This is a genomic window from Thalassotalea crassostreae (assembly GCF_001831495.1).
Classification (GTDB): Bacteria; Pseudomonadota; Gammaproteobacteria; order Enterobacterales; family Alteromonadaceae; genus Thalassotalea_A; species Thalassotalea_A crassostreae.
Genome location: NZ_CP017689.1, coordinates 937,035 through 955,828, shown reverse-complemented (window position 1 = coordinate 955,828; position 18,794 = coordinate 937,035). Strand labels below are relative to the sequence as shown.

The following is an 18,794-nucleotide window of genomic DNA, read 5'->3' as shown; positions in this document are numbered from 1 at the left end:
TTTATAAAGCTTCGCTTTCCCAGCACATTTCAAATTGCTCTCGACCCGTGTGTTCACACATGCACTTGCCAACATCAACGAAACCTTGGCGAATATAAAACTGATGACTTTTAAGGTTCTCTGAGTAAACAGTTAAGGTTAACTTGTTATATTTGCCCTTTAACTTTTCTAATAACTGAGTTCCAACGCCCTTAGATTGAGACTTTGTATCAACAAAAACTGCAGGAACGGTCCCCTCGTAATAGGAAATAAAACCAAGGATTTGGCCATCATCTTCATAAACCCAAGATTCACTATTAGGGAGATACAAATCACGCATATTCTGTTTTTGTGACAGCCAAAAATCTGGAGAAATGAAATTATGTGCTTGAATTGAAGCTTCCAGCCAGATATCAACAGCGACATCTAGGTCTTCTGTTCTTAATATTCGAATCATATTCATCTCGTTTTATTTCAGTAGTAATCAGTTAAAAAGCGGGAATATTGCCGATTTTATTCTAACGACTTTTCACTTCTAGTTGTTTCTAATAAAACAATAAACGCCATAACCAGCTGCTATCGAGTTCGTCCTGACAACTTTTTAATTGCCCGCCATAGGTTTTTGCGCGGCTATCTACTTTGCGAGCAACTTTGATTAACCAAGGCTTTTTATTATAGGTTTTGCGTTTAAAACCGCCCCAGCCTTCATGATAATTCAGGTATTGATTATAAGGATCCCACTTGGAAACGCCGTTTATTTTTTGCGTTTTAGAAATAAACCAGCCCATAAAATCAATCGCGTCATCGAAATCATCGCGGTCGGCACCGCTATTGTCTGTCTCACGAATATAATCATCCCAAGTTAAAGTTTTAGCTTGCGCAAAACCATAGGCACTACTTACCCTACCCCACGGGATAAAACCAAATAAGTAATCTCTAGGAGGCAATGCATCTGATCTAAAAGAACTTTCTTGATACATCATGCTCATTGGCACATTAATTGGAACTCCCCACCTATCATTCATATCTTTCGCGCCCTCATACCAACTATGATGCTCTCGAAAAATCTCACAAATATTTTCAGGGTTTTCTGGTGGCGGTGTTGAACACCCAGATAATTGAATGAATGTCACAGCGATAACAAGCGATTTTATTATTTTCATTACAGCTCTTATTAATGCGTAAGGCCTATATTGATTACAGTGTGCCAGAAAAAACAATTTATTTTAATCTTTTTGGAACTTTTTTTGAGAATAATGTTCTTATGTTATGAATGTTTTATTTCTCCCTAGAGTTTTTAAGCACATAATGAAAATTATGTGCTTTTTTTTGCTTGTCAGAAATAATTAGGTCGAAATAATGACTATATAAAACATAAAAACCAGAATCGTAAGACTCTGGCTCAAATGGACCAATATATTTTTTACTTAATCCTTAAAGAGACGCATGAGGTCCGAACACTTCATAGTGAACTCTACTTTCAGCTACCCCTAAATCAAGCAACTGTTGTTTCGCAAACTGCATAAATGCGATAGGACCACATAAATAGAAATCACCATCAGCAAGAGGTAGTTCAAGAGGTGCTAAATTCATCATACCGTGACCAATATTTTCATTTTCGCTTGTTTCATTGCGATACCAAGTAAACCTCTGCCAAGGTCTGTTAGTTGTCAATTCTTCCACTCGCGTTGCAAATGAATGCTGTTGTGAATTCTCGCATGCATGTAAAAAATACACCGGTTTTATATAATCACGAGCAGCTAACGTTTCTATAATGGATTGCATTGGTGTAATGCCTACACCTGCAGATAGTAAAACAACAGGAGCATCACGATCGACAAAGTAGAAATCACCTGCAGGAGCATATAAATTTACTTCATCTCCAACATTTAAATGATTGTGAATAAAGTTAGAAACAATACCCGGCACTTCATTTACTTCACGCTTCACTGATATGCGATAGGTTTTACCGTTTGCCGCTGCTGATAATGAGTATTGACGAATTTCCTTATATTTAGAGCCTTTAGGCGTTACTTCAACACCTAGATATTGGCCAGGAGCATAATCAATAACAGCTTGGCCATCTACCGGAGCAAATACCACACTTTTAACTAACTCCGATTCTTGTTTAGTTTCAACAACAGTAAATTTTCGAGCGCCAGCCCAGCCACCAAAACTAGTTTCACGAAGTTTATATAATTCACTTTCTCTTGAGATAAAGATTTTTGCTAAAAATAAATAGGCTTGAGTCCATGCATCCTCGACATCAGTTGTAAATGCATCAGGCGCTAACTCTCTTAATGTTTCAATTAAGTGCATGCCTACTATTTCATAATGTTTAGCTTGAATATTAAAGCTACTATGTTTTTGCGCTATTCGCTCAACAGCAGACGTTAACGCAGACAAATTATCAATGTTTTTAGCATAAGCTGCGATTGCTTCAAATAATGCAACTTGTTGACGACCAGTGTGCTGATTAGACATATTGAAAATATCTTGCAGCTCTGGATTATGAGAAAACATTCTCTTATAAAAATGCTCTGTCAGTGCAGGACCTGCATTTTCTAATAAAGGGATTGTACTCTTTACAATGTCTATATGTGAATCGGTTAACATGAATGCTCCTGAGGATATGTTAATAAGTAGAATGAATAAATTAGTTTTTAGCTTTGGATAAAATCGGGCTATAAACTTTTAGAAATATTGCTCCAACTGCAATCCATAATACGGCACTCAAGTGCCATGCAAGTTGAAACTCGTGAATCAAGGGAAAGAAAACTCGTATAATAGCTGCTAAAAACATTAAAACAAAACTTATCGCTACCGCTTTCTTGGTTTGTAATGCTCGCCCAGTATGACCTAGAGAAACTCTGCTCATCATTGAAAATATCATTAACGCCATTGCCCCTATAGTAATGAAATGCAGTGCATCAGCAAATAGGATGTAAGGTTGCATATAACTCATACCAAGTAATATCAGCCCTAACCCTAAACAGGCATAAGATAAGTGTAGAGACCATAATAATGGCACTCGAAGCGTCTCAGTCGTTCGCCAAAAAGACAAGCGAATCAAGTGTAATACGCCAGCAATTATCATCAGCGCCGCAGGCGTAAAAGGTAAGTCGATGAATTTACCGGTGAAGTAAACAGCAATACCTGAAATCGACATTACTAAGAGTAAGGGTAAAATAAACTTAGGCGTATCAATTTTTCCAACTCGAGCGCCAGATGAAGTGAAAAAAGGAATGACTCGTCCGCCCATTACCCCCATCATTAGCCCAAACATAAGCACAGTAGTTCTTGCAAAGTGCAATGCTAAGTCACTATTACCAATCAAATCCAAAGTAATGATGCCAATGTTCAATAGCATCAAAATAGTTAGCATTGGAATAAATAGATAGTTTCTGTAGTTTCTACTTTTTAGCACCAAACGACTAAAAATGACGATCACCGATAACCACCAAACAGCTTGAAATAGCATCGCTAAATAAACTGATTCACTTGTATTTATTAATAAACAAAAACGTACTGCACACCATAAAGCTAATAAACCAATAACAGGTAAGCCTTTGATACTTTTTAATCCGGTCCATGTTTGAACTGCTGTTAATATAAATCCCACGGCAACAGTAGCAGCAAAAGCAAACAGCATTTCATGAACATGCCAAACGGTCGCTGAAAGCCCTTGCGTAGAAAGGATAAAGTGACCACTTAAGTATGCAGACCATAAAGCCATTGAACTAATTGAAGCAAATACTGCACATAAAAAGAACGAGCGAAAAGGCAAGTCAAATAAAGGATGTTGAGTTAATCGAGTGAAAGTTGAATGCTGACTATTACCATCGATTTGTAGCAGTTCAATTTCAGGATCATTAATTGAAATCATTTAAAATACCTTCGCGCCAAACGCATGAAGAGCAACACAACGTAATACATAGCCAATTTTCAATAAACCTGCAAAAACTATCGTTGCTATATGAGCAGATACTTGAGCACCAATACTAAAGCTTTCTTCAAAGCCAAATGTTATTGCGATACAAAATGCGACAATCATTAGCGAAGAAATCATCATCAAATTACCAACGATTAAACACTTTTGAAAATTAACAGCATTGTCGATTTCTGGTAGTTGATCAGCGATTGAAAATTGAGCGTACATATTGAGTTCCAATGTTTAAGTATTAATTTGCTTATGTATTTTTTAATACGGCTTCTAATACTTCTGTATATTGCAATCACGATGCCAACTTTTTAAAAAGCCATAACCCACTGTTATATATCAACTTTTAAAAATCTTATTGTTTAAAATAAAAATACAGAGTCATTATGACTACACCCTATTGATGTCAAAATGACTACAAGGTATCATTTACACTCACCAAGGAGCTTGCAATGAATGAAATAACCTCAAATGCTTTATTACAGTTAGCCATTGATCTAACCAATAGCCTAAGCTCCGATGATCGCTTTGATCGCTTACTCGATACGGTAAGAAAAACGATTAATTGTGATGCAGTTGCCCTTTTATCCTTTCATAAGGACATGCTTAAACCGCTCGCTCAACAAGGATTAAGTAAAGACACATTAGGTAGACGCTTTATTATTAATGAACACCCGCGTTTTGAAGTGCTGTGTCAGTCTAAAGAACCTGTCAGATTCTCTGCCGATAGTAAATTACCCGATCCATACGATGGTCTACTTTCCGATCGTGAAGGTGACTTGCCCGTACACGCTTGTATGGGATTTCCACTATATTTTAATGACAAGCTTTTAGGACTGCTCACTATCGACAGTTTGATACCTCATGTCTTTGACGATATTCCAACAAGAACTTTGGAAGTGATTACATCCATCGCGGCCACAACATTAAACACCGCTTTAATGCTTGAGCAACTTGAAAGTAAGGCTAGGCATAATCAAAGCATCGTTAATGAACTTACCCAAGAAGCATTGAAGCGTGATGGTGGTGAAATCATCGGTCAAAGCAACAGTATGGTCAAACTGCAAAATGAATTAAAAATCGTTGCGCCATCAGATTTCAATATTTTAATTTACGGTGAAACCGGTGTTGGTAAAGAGCTTGTTGCCCGTACCTTACACCAATATTCAAACCGCTCTAATGAGCCTTTGGTGTATGTGAACTGTGCTGCGTTACCAGAAAACTTGATTGAAAGTGAATTATTTGGTCACGTCAAAGGTGCGTTTACTGGAGCTGACAAAAACCGTGCCGGTAAATTTTTAATTGCCAATGGCGGTACTTTATTTTTAGATGAAATTGGTGAACTTCCTTTAGCCGCGCAAAGTAAAATATTGCGAGCGATTCAAGAAAATGAAATTCAGCCTGTTGGTCAAGATCAAGTTGAAAGTGTTGATGTGAGGATCTTTGCAGCGACCAACAGAAATTTAAAGTTAGAAGTAGAGCAAGGACGTTTTCGTGCTGACTTATACCATCGCTTAAGTGTATATCCAGTTACCGTTGAACCTTTGCGCGCCAGAGATGGCGATATTGAGTTATTGAGCGGTTATTTTATTGAAAACAATCGACGAAAACTTGGCATAGCGCAATTGAAACTAGCAGCCACTGCTGCAAACTATCTAACCGAGTATCAGTGGCCAGGTAATGTTCGAGAGCTAGAACACGTAATAAGTAGAGCGGCATTAAAAGCTAGTGCCAGACAACGTGACAAAGACATAGTAAATATAGAAATTCAAGATTGTGGGGTTCTTGATAACGAGCAAGTAACTAATTCAGCAACTATATCAGTAACCGGCGAAAACGAAAGCGTTACCACAGAAGCACTAACGGGATCAGAGCAAACACTAGTTAGTCTTCGCGGCGCTACAGAAGACTTTCAACGTCAATTGATAACTAAGGTATTAAAGCAGGAAGATGGAAATTGGGCGGCAGCAGCTCGAAAATTATCTACCGATAGAGCAAATTTAAATAGAATAGCGAAACGCTTAAACATACAAATAATTAAGCTAGTTCGTTAGAGTGTCTGTCATCAAATTTTAGACAAAAAAAAGCGCGTTACTTCAGGTACGCGCTATTAATAAAATAAAAGCAGTCCAGGGAAAAATTGCTTTCAATATATAAGACGCGGGGAAATCCAAAAGGTTCAAAAAAATTTAAAATTATTTATTATTTTTATCGAACCGGCAATTTCCCCCTATAAAACTGGAGCGGAGAGCAAAAAATTATTTTTTAGTCATTCAACATCATGACCTCAATAGCGACATATTTATATCCCTAAATATAAAAAAAACGCGCTCAATGAGCGCGCTATAAATAAGGAAATAAAATATCTTGCATAATGTAAGAACAAAGAAAGTCGATTTAGTTCATTTTTTTATAATTTATTTTGCAAAATAATTTTCAAGGAATTGATCAAACGACAAAGCATCTCCTTGCTCAATCACTTTTTGTTTTTCTAAAGATTCGGTGGCCATCAATACCAGCTGTTGTTCATCAAATTCCTGATACTGATGAGCGTCTAACTCTTCATTAAATTGCTTAGCATACTCTAATGCCCAGGTGACAATTCCCTTTTTTCCTACAAGTAATTCATCTAGAATACGAGCAGACGGCGTTAAGGTAACGTCATTAATTTTTGCTCTCTCTATGCTTAACGCTTGGCTGTATTCATTACTATCGTTTGCTAAATCGAGTAATTCAGCAACGTGAGTAAATTTGTCAAAGATATCATTACCTAACTGTCGAAGCGTTATTGCAGCACCTTTCTGGTGCAGCTCTAAACCAGGCTTTCGTCCTTCTAGAATAACTTTATTGGTATTGTCATTACATTCTGAGTGCTCTTCTTTAGTGAATTCCGGGCTTTGTTCTAACGCACAATAAGTTAATAAAATATCTAAAAACAGCATTTGCTGTTTGCTAATACCTGTACTGACAAACGGGTTAACGTCCATCGCTCGAACTTCAATATACTCTACGCCACCTTCACTTAGCGCTTCAGATGGTTTTTGACCAGATTTTGCCACTCGTTTAGGTCTAATAGGTGAATATAATTCATTTTCGATTTGTAAAATATTGCTGTTAAGTTGTTGGTATTCACCATCAACTTTAACACCGATACGAGCAAACTCAGCAGAAGGAAGTGTGATCGCTTCTTGCACTGCTTCAACATAACTTTCAACACTGTTGTAACAAATATTAAGACTTGATTGTTCTGAGTTGGTATAACCAAGATCGCTCATTCGCAGTGATGTTGCATGCTCTAAGTATAAGCAGCCTGTCGGTGCTTTCTTAAACGGTAAATTGTGTTTTTGGCCCTGTAAAAATGTCGGACACAAGGCTGGCGAACTGCCATATAAATAAGGAATTAACCAAGAAAGTCGCTTGTAATTACGGATCAACGAAAAATATTTTTCAGAGGTGAAGTGTTGTAGGGATTTATCACTACCTGAGACTTCCTTTAATGCTTGAAAAAATTCAGCCGGAAAAGAAAAATTAAAATGAATACCTGCGATTATTTGCATCAAGCTGCCGTAACGATTCTTCAATCCTTGGCGATAAACAGTTTTCATCTTACCAATGTTTGAGCTGCCATATTGTGCTAACTGAACCTCGTCTTGGTCGCTAACCACACATGGCATACTCATTGGCCAATAATTATCACCATTAATTCTATCTAAAGCAAACTTCTGCACATCCTTTAGTTGCGATAACGATTGGTCAATTGAAATTGTTGCTGGCGTAATGAACTCAAGAAGCGACTCCGAATAGTCAGTTGTAATATATTCGTGCGTTAACGCTGAGCCGAGCTCTTTATTATGAGGTTGTGTAGACAATCGACCATTGTCTTTAATTCGAAGCGTTTCTCTTTCTATACCACGACGAATGCCTTTTAATGTAGAAAGGTGCTGCTGTTTAAATGTTTCACTTAGTTCAAGGATAGAAAAAGCCAAAATTGCTCCATAGTTGCTACCTTGATTATTCAAAGTGCATTCAAAAGTGTTTATTTTATTATGTGGTAAGTTATTCGATTTTCAATGCTTACCTGTAAGTTTTTTCAAAAAAGATCAATAAATTAGCAATATTAAAAAAAAACAATCGTTGCTTTCTACTTTATTCACTTAATCTTTATCAGATCTAAATTTTTTACATTTAATTTGTAGAATTTCACAAATTTTACTTTGTACATGTTTTCATAGACTAGTACAGTATAGTAAATACCCTTGATGAAACTATTATGTTAGATAATTCACTTACGTTATTGCCTCCAATCATTGCGATTATAATCGCAATTTGGCGAAAAAACGCGCTACTTGCACTGTTTAGTGGTGTATTTATATCATACCTTTTAGTACACCAGTTTGCGCCTGTTGACTCTGTTGTCGGCACTGCATCAGGAATTGCCGAAGTATTTATGTCGACCGGTAATATCCAAATTATTGTATTTAGTTTATTAATTGGCGCTCTAGTCGAATTAATGAATCGCTCTGGTGCTGTCCAAGGCTTTATCGATAACCTAGCAAGTTTGTCATTGGTTAAGACCCGACGACAAGCAAGTTTATTACCAACAATTGTTGGCACTAGCATTTTTACCGACACCAATTTGAGTATGTTTACCGGTGGTATGGCCTCGCAAAAGTTGTTTGACCAACACGGCATAAGCCGAGCAAAGCTCGCTTACTTACTTGACTCAACCTGTTCTCCTATTAGTGTTCTATTTTTAATTAATGGCTGGGGTGCCTATTTATTAGGTTTATTAGGTGGTTATAATCTTGAAGATCCATTGTCAGTATTGTTAGGCACTTTAGCTTATAACTTCTACGCAATCATTGCCGTATTACTTGCTTATTACACCGCTTATTCTGGTAAAGTTTATGGCCCTATGGCTCGTAGCGAAACATATTCTGGTACTCATAAAGATGCAGTGACAATCAAGCCAGCAAAAGCTCGCGTTATGTGGTTACCTATGCTTAGTTTAATGGTGATTACTTTTCTCATGCTTTGGATAACAGGCGATGGTGATATTCGCCGTGGCTCTGGCTCACTATCGGTGCTTGTGGCAGTAATAAGCTCATTAACCCTACTTCTCATATTTATTGGGGGTTATAAATTATTATCGTTTAACGATCTCAAATCAGGCTTTGTTAAAGGCATTATGAACATGGTGCCTGCGGTAAGTATTTTAATCCTATCATTCGCTTTTGGAGATGCAGTTAAGGCGTTAGGTACGGGTGTGTATGTTAGCCAGTTAATAAGTCCAGAGTTTCCATTGCTATTATTAGCTCCACTGATCTTTATTGTGGCCGGTATTATGGCGTTTTCAACTGGTACGTCTTGGGGAACGTTTGCTTTATTGATCCCTATCGCTGTCCCGATTGCCTTGACCACTGGTTTGCCAGTGTCGTTTTTAGTTGCAGCAGTATTAAGCGGTGGTATCTTTGGTGATCATGCATCGCCTATATCAGACTCGACGGTTGTCGCTTCTATCGCTAGTGGCTGTGACCATATAGAACACGTTAAAACGCAACTACCGTATACATTATTCGGCGGTGCCTTAACTATCATAGGATTCATTATTGTCGGCGCATTGCACTAGTAAAGCGCTTTAATAATAAAAGCCATGCAAACAATGCAACATACTGAACAAAGCCTGCAGCCTTTCAATATTATTTACCACAACGATGATTTTGTTGTGGTAAATAAACCCGCAAATATTAATTTTCACGATGAAGACAATCCCGGTAAGGGATTGTTTAATCAAGTTAAGAATCAGTTTAGCGAGCTATACCCTGTTCATCGCCTAGATAAAATGACCTCAGGTTTGATATTATTTGCGAAAAACAAAGAAACAGCTGCAAAATTTGGTCAAATGTTTGAACAGCATGAAATACAAAAGTATTACATAGCGATTAGTCGGTTTAAGCCCAAGAAAAAACAAGGTTGGATCAAGGGCGATATGGAAAAAAGCCGTCGTAGTAGTTTTAAACTATTGCGAACAATGAACAACCCTGCTGTCACTCAGTTTTTCTCCTATTCAATTGAAACTGGATTGCGCTTATTTTTATTAAGGCCACTTACCGGCAAGACTCATCAGTTAAGAGTTGCACTAAACTCAATAGGCAGCGCAATTGCAGGCGATGATATCTACAATACAGCTCAACAAAAATTAGATGATAGAGGTTATTTGCACGCCTATGCGTTGTATTTTAATTTAAACAACCAAGCATTCGAGTTTATTCAAACACCAGATAGCGGCGAACTATTTTTACAAGAGAACTGTCAAAATATTATTGCCACCATAAAAAAGCCAGGGACGTTACCCTGGCCTAAAGTTTGATAGCTAAAGTTATATACCTAAAGTTTTATACCTAACTATTGAGATAAAACCACATTCGAAAAACGCTAATTCTGCAGTATATTATTCACTATTGATAACGGCCAACAAACCTATCTGTTAACTACTGATTGCGTTTAGACATAAAGAAATTAAAGGCTGCTCTGTTTTGTGCTTTTTGCGCAAGAGATAACCCAAGCTCAACCAATTGCTGATTTTGAGCATAACTGTCGACATACCCTTGCAATAGTGACAATGCTTTATTCGTCTCGCCTTTACCATCATAGGCTAACGCATGAATATACGGGTATTGCGGATCGGTAGGAGCTAATTCAACTGCCTTTTCAAACTGTTCAATTGCTTTATCTATTTGCTTTTGACGAATTAAATGTAAACCATATCCATAACGCAACGTTGCTGACGTCGGCACCATTTTTAAACCTTTGTTATAAACACTTACAACTGAACTATCTTTACCAACAGAGCGGTAATATTCAGCTAAGTTTGAATAGGCTACATCAAAATAAGGGTCAACTTTAATTGCGCCTTTAAAGGCTTTTTCAGTACCTACTTGATCGCCCGTGGCCATTGCAGTCATCGCATGATTAAGACGCCCTTCTCCTCGCCATAATGTCTGAGTGCTTGCCACCATCATCTCTGCTTTAGCAGCATCAAAACTTTTTTTGTTAACTTCAGGTATATATACGTCAAGCATTGAGCGAGCTGCTGCAACACGAATTGCTTTACGCTCATCGACCAGCAATTTAGCAAGGGCTTGCACTCGCTCAAACGGAACAATTAATTGCGCCACAGTAGCCGCAGACAATCTAAGCAGTTCATTTTCATGCTCAAGGTAAACCTTTATATCTGCAGCGTTAATTTGTTGAGTTGATTGGGCTAACATCTGCAAAGCTGTCGCTCGAGAGGCAATATCTAAACTTTCATCGGCAACGATATTTAAATGTTGTTGTAATGATAATTGCTGTCCAGACTTTAATGCCCAAAAATTCTGTTGATTAAACGAATCTTTTCGCGGTGTTACATACCACTTTTTAACTAACTCTAGAGCCCATTGGTTATTTTTATCTTCATGACAAGTGGTACAAGCATTTGGCGAATCAAATTTTTCGGATAAATCTGGACGAGGTATTTTGAAACTATGATCACGTCTATCATCAACTCCCATATAACGATTCTCAGTCATATGACAGTTCACACATTGACTGCCTTCGCTGTTCTTTTTATGGTTGTGATGTTTAGGTTGATCAAAAACTTCACTGGCATGACATTGTAAACAAAGACCATTACCTTGCACTTTTATTTTCATCGTATGGCTGTCATGACAGTCGATACAATTCACGCCTGCAGCATACATTTTAGATTGTAAAAAAGAACCGTAAACATACACTTCCTCTTTGATCTGACCATCAACATGGTATAACGGTGACATTAATAACTGCGGCGTAAACTGATCTAAAAACGCAGTGTCTGGTTTAATGCCATCAGTTAATGGTGCACGTAAAGAATGACAAGAAAAACAACCTTCCATAAAGCTATTATCGCGTTTTTCACCATGCCATGATGCAGTGTCTTGACCAACTAAACGTTGCCAGCCACCTTTTGCATTATATTGAGTAGAGCCTTCAGACTTACCTGATTTTGCGTGTTCACTTTTGTCTCCATGACAAGAAACACAGCCAACGTTTATGTTGTCGTAACTAGAATCAAATTGGTTTTTCTCTGCGTCATAGTTGCGAACTAAACCATCCGAATGGCAATCGGCACACATACCGTTCCAGTTTTGCAACGGTTGTCGCCAGTGCAATCGATCTGCTTGTTTAATTTCTTCATGCTGGTAATTGTGATACCAACGTTGACCGCCTTCGGCTTTACTTCTACTATCCCACGCAAATGGTAATACTTGTATGCGTCCAGGCTCTGTCTCTACTAAATACTGCTGTAATGGATAATGTCCAAATGTGTACTTAATTTGCAAGCTTTCTACTTTGTTATCGTATGCGATATCTACCCAAAACTGTTCTTGCTTTTTATAATATTTCGCAGTTTGCCCATAATGTTTCGCTGTAGTGTTATTAAAGTCCGCTAATACAGTACCTTTAGTTGCAATAGCCATCGCTTTAGCATGATCAGATTTTTCCCAACTAGACACTTGATGTGTATGACAGCTAACGCATTGTTGTGGGTTAGAATCCGATTGATTCGCAACATTGGTATTCGCGTTAGCGCTTGTGATAACGAGGAAAAAGCTAGTTAATAGCAAAGAAGATTTTGATAAAAATGAAAGCAAAACGTTGAATTCTTATAGTAATTAAAATGGCGAAATTGGTTAGGTATAAATCGGAATGCACCGATCATATTTAGAATTAGTTTAATCTAACTAAAGACAATGTAAAGCACATTACCAAAGTAATGTGCTTTATAATGAATCCAATTAGCTGTTAATCATAGTGTGTTTATAGGGTGCATTACCAGGAAATATCGCTTCTACTTGTTGATTCGATAGCTGCCAATGCTGTTGTAAAACTGCACCAATCCATGAAAAGGTGCTAGTCGTTGGTTGCAAGTCTCTTCCTTTGAATAACTGCTCTTCTGCCAAACCTGGCCATTCCCCAAGTACTTCACCACCCGAAACTGCTCCTCCTAGAACAAACATTGCACCACCAGTACCATGATCGGTGCCACCCGTACCATTTTCCTTAGCCGTTCGGCCAAATTCAGAAGCAATAACAACGGCGGTATTGTCCCAGTCATCACCTAATTCTTTTTGCAATGCCTGAATACCTTGGTCTAGCTGCTGCAATTGCCTTTTTAATCTATAGAGTTGATTGTTATGAGTGTCCCAACCACCAACCTCCAGCATGGCACAATCAGTGCCTGTATTACCTTTTAGAAAACGTCCACAAGATTGCGCAAGTTCAATAAACGAACCTTTTTTAACTGATGATTTTTTACCAACCATATCTTGAGTTGAGATCCCCTCTTCTAAACGAGATAGCAATAACTCATCATCTTGATATAAATTCAATAATGCGTCATAGATACTCTCGTCTGCATCTTTCAGCTTAGTTGGAAACCAAGTACTCACTTTATCTGTTTCTCTTAAACTAATCGGTACTGAATTCGCTATCGCAATAGCATTCGAGTCGGGCTGCGCTTTAAAATTATTCAACGCACGACCTAACCAGCCGGTATCGTGATCCATTGTAGTTAAACCACTTTCTAAAAAGTCCTGACCGTCAAAATGTGAGCGTTTTGGGTAACCTGTGCCAACACTGATGATTGGTGATAATTGCTTAGACTTATATAGTTGATAGAAGTGTTTTAATTCTGGATGAAAGGCAAAATCGTCGTTTAAATGCAGCGCATCAGTTAATATATTTTTCGATAATTTTGGACGTAAGGTTTTATAGTCACTATCTGTTTTAGGGATAATGGTATGCAATGAATCCATCGCGCCACGCAGAACCACCCAAATCAGCTTTTTACGTTTACCTGTTTTGGTGTTTAAAGCAGCGATAGCTGGAGTATTCATTACCACCAGTGAGGCAGCCATCATTTTAACAAAATCACGTCTTTGCATAATTACTTCCTCTACCTTAGCGGCGCAAAAATTCTGGGCTCATAAAAAACAACATCAATGCTTGTGTTCGGCTTTCTGCCCGAATCACGCTTTTATATGTATGTGCACCAGTATTTAAAGCTAGGGTTCTATTCATAATATTTTCAGCATTTGCATTGCGCACTTGTTGCGCTAACATTGATGTCCAATCTATTCTAGAAATTAGAGCGTTACTACCATCCCAATCTTGTTGTTCATCGCTATAACCTTTGGGAGAGCCTGCTTTAAAAGGTTGTTGCCCTAAACTAGTTAACGTGAAAATTAGTTTTTTACTATCCACTTTCTTAAAATTTAATGCTCTAAGCGAAGACATTAAATATTCACGAGGTGTTTTATATTTTGCCATCTCTGGCTGCCACGCTAGATCGTTATTTATCATAGTAATGGCAACTTGTTTTAAATTACCACCTGTTTTCTTCCAGGTTTCAACCATAGCAGCAACAAGCTTTTCATTTGGTTTATCACTAATAAAATGTTTAACTAATTTGCTACATACATGATTGGCGGTATTTGGGTGATTAGCCAAATCTTGCAACATAGCGATGCCTTGCTTAATGCCTTTTTGCTTATATACCTTGCCAAGTAACACTCGAGTACCTGGCTCTTTACCAAAATGTCTGAACTTAAATCCATTGGCACCATCTTTTTTCTCAGTGCCAATGCTCCAACCGGTAATCCCTTTCGCAAGTTCAATAACGTCTTGCTGCTGATATCCCCCATCCACTCCAAGTGTATGAAGCTCGAGTATTTCTCGCGCCAAGTTTTCATTTAAACCGGCGCCTTTTTTCTTACCAAATCTAGAATTTGCACCAAACGAACGTTCATTATTTAAATACATCAGCATTGCTGGGTGCGATGTAACTGCAAGCAATAAGTTTTCAAAAGAGCCATGTATATGAGGAGCAATGGCCTCGCGTTCTAGTGTTGCCGCAAGTATTCCCATTGCAGCACCTTGAGTGGTTACACTAAAGTGATTTGAATAAAAATCTAATAAACGCCATGATAAACTATTAGAAGAGTTAAGCGCCTGAACAAAGGTATCGGTTACTGCAGTCGAGTACGCATTTTTAATATGCTTTCCGCGCATCTTATTTATGGCTTTAATTTCGTCAGACTTCTCTTCATTTTCATTGCTCTTTTTCAACATTCTTTCTTGCTGTTTAATATCGTAAAAGCCAGACATCAATTCGCCACTAGAAGGTAAATCAGCTGAAAATTTGATTGGTTGTAACTGATTAATAAGCCATGTTTTTGGGTCACTCTGAGCTTGAGACAATTCATTCCCTCTTGCCCCTAAACCAAAGCGATTCGCCGCGATAGCAGCTTTTTCTATTGACGTAGTTGTACTCATATATATATGCCTGTAACCAATGTTCAATGATTTTTATACATAATAAAATTTAACAGCTATTAAGCATTTAACCATAATTTTTACATAACTTTACATTGCTTTAAATTTGAGGTTTTTCTAATTTAAGTCCTGTTTTTATTAGAGAAAACTAATTTTATTTGGGGTATAAGAAAGGGTGAAAAGAATCACCCTTAGATTGGAATTATCACTGTTCACAAGATAAAGCCGTTAAGTACTCTCTTTTTTAGGTTTTAAACTAACCCAAAGTTTTATTGTTCCTTTCACCACAACAACATCATTTTCATCATAAGCCGTCACTGGTACGAGAAAGTCACCTTCTAACCACTCTTTACCATCTATGTCAGCCACACAACGAATATCTGAGCCGGCTTTTGCAGTATATTCAAGCTCCATTCCTTTTGGTATCCAGCGTAAATGCTTAGGAATCGTTGCTTCTGATACAGCCCCCATTGCCATCTCTAAGCCATTACAAATGGCAATAACATGAACGGTACCAATGTGGTTTTGTACAATTTTTCTCTTTTTAATTAATACTTCACAGTACCCAGGTCTCAGCTCAAGTATCAATGGTTTGATTGTCTGAAAATAAGGTGCCCATTTAGAAAAAAACCAAGAAAACAATCGTTTACCGAAAGAAAATTTATTCCATTTATTATAAACATCTAAAATATTTGGCGTCGCCATACTTATCCTCTGAACTCTTTCTTAACCAAGTGGTCTAATCAGTTATGGTATTCACTATAACCCCTTGTTGAGCATTTGCAACTTGTAAAACAAAATGAGCAACAATAATACCGTAACTGTACACAAAACAATCGCGTTGTTTATTTAGATAATACGCGATACAATAACCTGTCTTAAGCGATTTCGTTAACCTTAAGACACTTGGGGCGGATCTAGGATTCGACGGGATTCACGAAACCCAAGGTGCATGCCCAGGGGCGGTTGGCCTGGTAAAAAGCCGCAAAACTATAATTGCTAACGACGAAACGTTCGCACTAGCCGCTTAAGGCTAGCCATCCCCTCGTAAATTTACCTGTTGTTTAGAGGATCGATGGTCACCCCAAATAGGTTAGCGAGGGAACTGTGTCTGACGGTGAACCGCGAAACAGTATCAGACTCACCAGAACGAAGCCTGTCGCTTGGCGTCTGACTGGTTAAATAAATAAGCGACTAAGCATGTAGTACCGAGGATGTAGGTTTTTCGGACGGGAGTTCAAATCTCCCCCGCTCCACCAACTCCATAAAAAAAGACGCTCTAAAGCGTCTTTTTTTATGTCTGAAATTTGAGGTTACAGTGGGTGGCTATTTAAACGCAATAAAAATGAGACGCCAAGGCTACTCTGTCAAAGATATTTGCCAAGCTGTTGGCAAAGGAAGAACTTCAGTATCTAAAGCATTAAATTCTGATGAAGCTAAAGAAGAGAAAAGCAACGACAAGTAGATCTGATTGCCCTTAGTTAAGCTTACCGTTAACTATTAATACTAGCGATTAACGGCTCTAATAACTACGGGTAGTTTAGGTTATTGACTACTAGTCCTATAACTACGCTTTAGTTAGAGGATATTATCTTTTAATTCTAAAGGAATCTACTACCTAGTACCCAGTACCCAAACCTAGCGAACCGTCACACAAAAGTGTCTTGTTTAATTACAGCAATTTAGTAGCCATAATTAAATTTTATTCACACAAGAGATTATCGAAATAAGTAATAGTCAAATAAGACTTTAAATATGTGATAGGAAACTTTGGCCCTTTATCTAAGTAATTGCCATCATCACTTACAGTGTAATAAATATTAGAGTCATTACCACTTATACCATAGGCAACAAATCTATTACCTTCAACATGTCTTGTAAAAGGGTAAATTCCCTCAGATTTCGTATAGCACCCACCACCATAAATATCGTAAGCCAAAAATGTTTTATTACCGACATCATCTATATACAGATAATGTTCTGTCAGAGAGTCACCTGACATCTTTTGCCAACTACCACTTAGCATTTCAAATGGATCTGATTCAGAATCACTGCCACCGCACCCTGTCAAAGTTAGAATAAATGGAATAAGAGCGGCAGCTATGAGATTTTTATTCATTAGCAATATTTCCTTGTAAAATTGTAAGATAACAACTTGTTAACATACTTTAATCACTAAGATTTACAACGTTTTATTTCGAATAGTTTGACTTAAAACAAGCATACTAAAGTAGCTTATTTCTAAGGTACTATTTTTAGAGATAGCTGTACTTATGTGTAGGTATAAAGACTAGTAAAAATAATTGCTAGTTGTACTTAATGCCTATTTGCAACTATGAGGGGGTAGTGAAACTACATGACTGGCAGTTCTGATGCTATTAAGTGGTACAACTAATGTAATTGTCCACTTCACCAGCAAACCTTAATAAAATTATGGGGTTCTGATCTTTGAACAGGTTCGATTCAGCCCCTCAATTGGACGGCGGCTCAGTTCCTCCTCCCGCATTTAAACCAATAAGAGGATTTAACAACAATGAACGGGTAAAAAAGCGGGTAAAAACACCAATAAAAAGCAACACAACAAAATAAATAACTGATTTTAAAGTATATAAAAAATCAATCCCACTCTCCCCCGCTCCACCAATTTCCAATAAAAAAAGACGCCTTCCTAGCGTCTTTTTTTATGCCTGAAATATGGGCTTCTACCTGCTCAACTTTCATTCAAATTGTACAAATAACCATAAACATTCATAAAAACTGAAATAAAATGTCGTTTTTTTCTGTCTAAATTTGCTCAATAGCTATTTTTTTGTCATTGTAGAGGAATAAGAAAGTAAACATAAATTACTTAAAAATAATAATAATGAGATTGTTTTGATTGCGCGTTTTCTTGTGCTAATGACACTTTTTCCAAGTATTGCATTGGCATCAACAATAAATGTCCTGGCACCAGATGGTTCGCCAGTTGAAGGCATTGTTATATACCTTACTCCTGAAGACCCCAATTTACTCACTGCAGTAGAACCTAAAGTTGTGACTATTAGCCAAAAAGATAAGAAATATACACCTTATTTAACAGTGGCTTATAAAAATGATTCAATTGTTTTTGATAATCAGGATGACATAACCCACCATGTCTATTCATTAAATGCAAAAACACCATTTGACTTCAAATTAAGAAAACAACAGGTTAACAAATCAGTAAACATAGAAAGCGAAAATGTTGTTGCCATGGGCTGTAATATCCATGATTGGATGGCAGGTCATTTACTTGTACTGAAAACACCATTTTTTAATCTTGGTAATGAAAACGGCGCCATCAATACTAGTGATTACCCTGCGGGTAAATACACAGTAAATATTTATCACCCGCAACTTGATGACGAAGATAATGCCCTTTCACAAACGGTCACATTGCCATTAACTAGTAAGTTGGCAATTACACTAAACAAAAACATGTCTGAATTACCGTCTCAACAAAGTTTCGATGACTTTGATTTTGTCGAAGGATACTAAT

16 protein-coding genes and 1 other RNA gene are annotated in these 18,794 nt (G+C 37.5%); 5 read left to right on the top strand and 12 right to left on the bottom strand.

Annotation, left to right across the window (positions count from 1 at the left end; translation table 11 throughout):
* Position 1: 1 nt before the first annotated feature.
* From LT090_RS04255 to LT090_RS04235, 5 genes are all read right to left on the bottom strand, one after another.
* A complete protein-coding gene (locus LT090_RS04255) occupies positions 2 to 436 on the bottom strand; it encodes an N-acetyltransferase (protein ID WP_068546042.1) in 435 nt (144 codons plus the stop codon).
* 88 nt (positions 437 to 524) lie between these two features.
* The gene (locus tag LT090_RS04250; RefSeq protein ID WP_068546043.1) at positions 525 to 1,142 is read right to left on the bottom strand and encodes a transglycosylase SLT domain-containing protein; all 618 of its coding nucleotides are present in this window, start codon (positions 1,140 to 1,142) and stop codon (positions 525 to 527) included.
* Between the two features lie 271 nt (positions 1,143 to 1,413).
* Positions 1,414 to 2,595, bottom strand: a complete 1,182-nt coding sequence (gene hmpA / locus LT090_RS04245; protein WP_068546044.1) for an NO-inducible flavohemoprotein — start codon at positions 2,593 to 2,595, stop codon at positions 1,414 to 1,416.
* Positions 2,596 to 2,635: 40 nt separating this feature from the next.
* On the bottom strand, positions 2,636 to 3,865 hold the full coding sequence (locus LT090_RS04240; RefSeq protein ID WP_082897129.1) for an NnrS family protein: 1,230 nt from the start codon (positions 3,863 to 3,865) through the stop codon (positions 2,636 to 2,638).
* Entirely contained in the window at positions 3,866 to 4,138 is a 273-nt protein-coding gene (locus tag LT090_RS04235; RefSeq protein WP_068546045.1) for a hypothetical protein, read from the bottom strand.
* Positions 4,139 to 4,371: 233 nt separating this feature from the next.
* Here LT090_RS04235 and norR point away from each other — a divergent pair, with 233 nt between their 5' ends.
* Positions 4,372 to 5,973 (top strand): nitric oxide reductase transcriptional regulator NorR, encoded by a 1,602-nt coding sequence (norR, locus tag LT090_RS04230; protein WP_068546046.1) that lies wholly within the window; start codon positions 4,372 to 4,374, stop codon positions 5,971 to 5,973.
* 363 nt (positions 5,974 to 6,336) lie between these two features.
* Here the strand turns inward: norR and gshA are convergent, their stop codons facing one another.
* Complete coding sequence (gene gshA, locus LT090_RS04225; RefSeq protein WP_068546047.1) at positions 6,337 to 7,905, bottom strand: glutamate--cysteine ligase; 1,569 nt, start codon at positions 7,903 to 7,905, stop codon at positions 6,337 to 6,339.
* Between the two features lie 284 nt (positions 7,906 to 8,189).
* Between gshA and LT090_RS04220 the strand changes: the two genes are divergently transcribed.
* Both LT090_RS04220 and LT090_RS04215 read left to right on the top strand, forming a co-directional pair.
* On the top strand, positions 8,190 to 9,548 hold the full coding sequence (locus LT090_RS04220) for a Na+/H+ antiporter NhaC family protein (protein WP_068546048.1): 1,359 nt from the start codon (positions 8,190 to 8,192) through the stop codon (positions 9,546 to 9,548).
* A 24-nt stretch (positions 9,549 to 9,572) separates the two neighbouring features.
* Positions 9,573 to 10,289 carry a TIGR01621 family pseudouridine synthase gene (locus tag LT090_RS04215; protein ID WP_082897130.1) on the top strand — a complete coding sequence of 239 codons (717 nt, stop codon included), beginning with the start codon at positions 9,573 to 9,575 and terminating at the stop codon, positions 10,287 to 10,289.
* Positions 10,290 to 10,410: 121 nt separating this feature from the next.
* Here LT090_RS04215 and LT090_RS04210 read toward each other — a convergent pair whose 3' ends face one another.
* The 4 genes from LT090_RS04210 to LT090_RS04195 all read right to left on the bottom strand — a co-directional run bounded on the left by LT090_RS04210 (position 10,411) and on the right by LT090_RS04195 (position 15,982).
* On the bottom strand, positions 10,411 to 12,594 hold the full coding sequence (locus tag LT090_RS04210; RefSeq protein ID WP_226996523.1) for a multiheme c-type cytochrome: 2,184 nt from the start codon (positions 12,592 to 12,594) through the stop codon (positions 10,411 to 10,413).
* 144 nt (positions 12,595 to 12,738) lie between these two features.
* On the bottom strand, positions 12,739 to 13,887 hold the full coding sequence (locus LT090_RS04205; RefSeq protein WP_068546049.1) for a DUF1501 domain-containing protein: 1,149 nt from the start codon (positions 13,885 to 13,887) through the stop codon (positions 12,739 to 12,741).
* Between the two features lie 16 nt (positions 13,888 to 13,903).
* Positions 13,904 to 15,277, bottom strand: a complete 1,374-nt coding sequence (locus tag LT090_RS04200) for a DUF1800 domain-containing protein (protein ID WP_082897131.1) — start codon at positions 15,275 to 15,277, stop codon at positions 13,904 to 13,906.
* A gap of 228 nt (positions 15,278 to 15,505) precedes the next feature.
* A complete protein-coding gene (locus LT090_RS04195; protein WP_068546050.1) occupies positions 15,506 to 15,982 on the bottom strand; it encodes a hotdog fold domain-containing protein in 477 nt (158 codons plus the stop codon).
* 203 nt (positions 15,983 to 16,185) lie between these two features.
* Between LT090_RS04195 and ssrA the strand changes: the two genes are divergently transcribed.
* Positions 16,186 to 16,536: a transfer-messenger RNA gene (ssrA, locus tag LT090_RS04190) on the top strand.
* 443 nt (positions 16,537 to 16,979) lie between these two features.
* Here ssrA and LT090_RS04185 read toward each other — a convergent pair.
* The gene (locus tag LT090_RS04185) at positions 16,980 to 17,396 is read right to left on the bottom strand and encodes a hypothetical protein (protein WP_068546051.1); all 417 of its coding nucleotides are present in this window, start codon (positions 17,394 to 17,396) and stop codon (positions 16,980 to 16,982) included.
* A 352-nt stretch (positions 17,397 to 17,748) separates the two neighbouring features.
* A complete protein-coding gene (locus tag LT090_RS16995) occupies positions 17,749 to 17,928 on the bottom strand; it encodes a hypothetical protein (RefSeq protein ID WP_157726612.1) in 180 nt (59 codons plus the stop codon).
* 271 nt (positions 17,929 to 18,199) lie between these two features.
* Between LT090_RS16995 and LT090_RS04180 the strand changes: the two genes are divergently transcribed.
* Positions 18,200 to 18,793 carry a cupredoxin domain-containing protein gene (locus LT090_RS04180; protein WP_083318482.1) on the top strand — a complete coding sequence of 198 codons (594 nt, stop codon included), beginning with the start codon at positions 18,200 to 18,202 and terminating at the stop codon, positions 18,791 to 18,793.
* Position 18,794: the final 1 nt, after the last annotated feature.

Coding starts and splice junctions, on each gene's coding strand:
- LT090_RS04255 (WP_068546042.1), bottom strand. CDS start 436: ATGATTCGAATATTAAGAACAGAAGACCTAGATGTCGCTGTTGATATC.
- LT090_RS04250 (WP_068546043.1), bottom strand. CDS start 1,142: ATGAAAATAATAAAATCGCTTGTTATCGCTGTGACATTCATTCAATTA.
- hmpA (WP_068546044.1), bottom strand. CDS start 2,595: ATGTTAACCGATTCACATATAGACATTGTAAAGAGTACAATCCCTTTA.
- LT090_RS04240 (WP_082897129.1), bottom strand. CDS start 3,865: ATGATTTCAATTAATGATCCTGAAATTGAACTGCTACAAATCGATGGT.
- LT090_RS04235 (WP_068546045.1), bottom strand. CDS start 4,138: ATGTACGCTCAATTTTCAATCGCTGATCAACTACCAGAAATCGACAAT.
- norR (WP_068546046.1), top strand. CDS start 4,372: ATGAATGAAATAACCTCAAATGCTTTATTACAGTTAGCCATTGATCTA.
- LT090_RS04220 (WP_068546048.1), top strand. CDS start 8,190: ATGTTAGATAATTCACTTACGTTATTGCCTCCAATCATTGCGATTATA.
- LT090_RS04215 (WP_082897130.1), top strand. CDS start 9,573: ATGCAAACAATGCAACATACTGAACAAAGCCTGCAGCCTTTCAATATT.
- LT090_RS04205 (WP_068546049.1), bottom strand. CDS start 13,887: ATGCAAAGACGTGATTTTGTTAAAATGATGGCTGCCTCACTGGTGGTA.
- LT090_RS04200 (WP_082897131.1), bottom strand. CDS start 15,277: ATGAGTACAACTACGTCAATAGAAAAAGCTGCTATCGCGGCGAATCGC.
- LT090_RS04195 (WP_068546050.1), bottom strand. CDS start 15,982: ATGGCGACGCCAAATATTTTAGATGTTTATAATAAATGGAATAAATTT.
- LT090_RS04185 (WP_068546051.1), bottom strand. CDS start 17,396: ATGAATAAAAATCTCATAGCTGCCGCTCTTATTCCATTTATTCTAACT.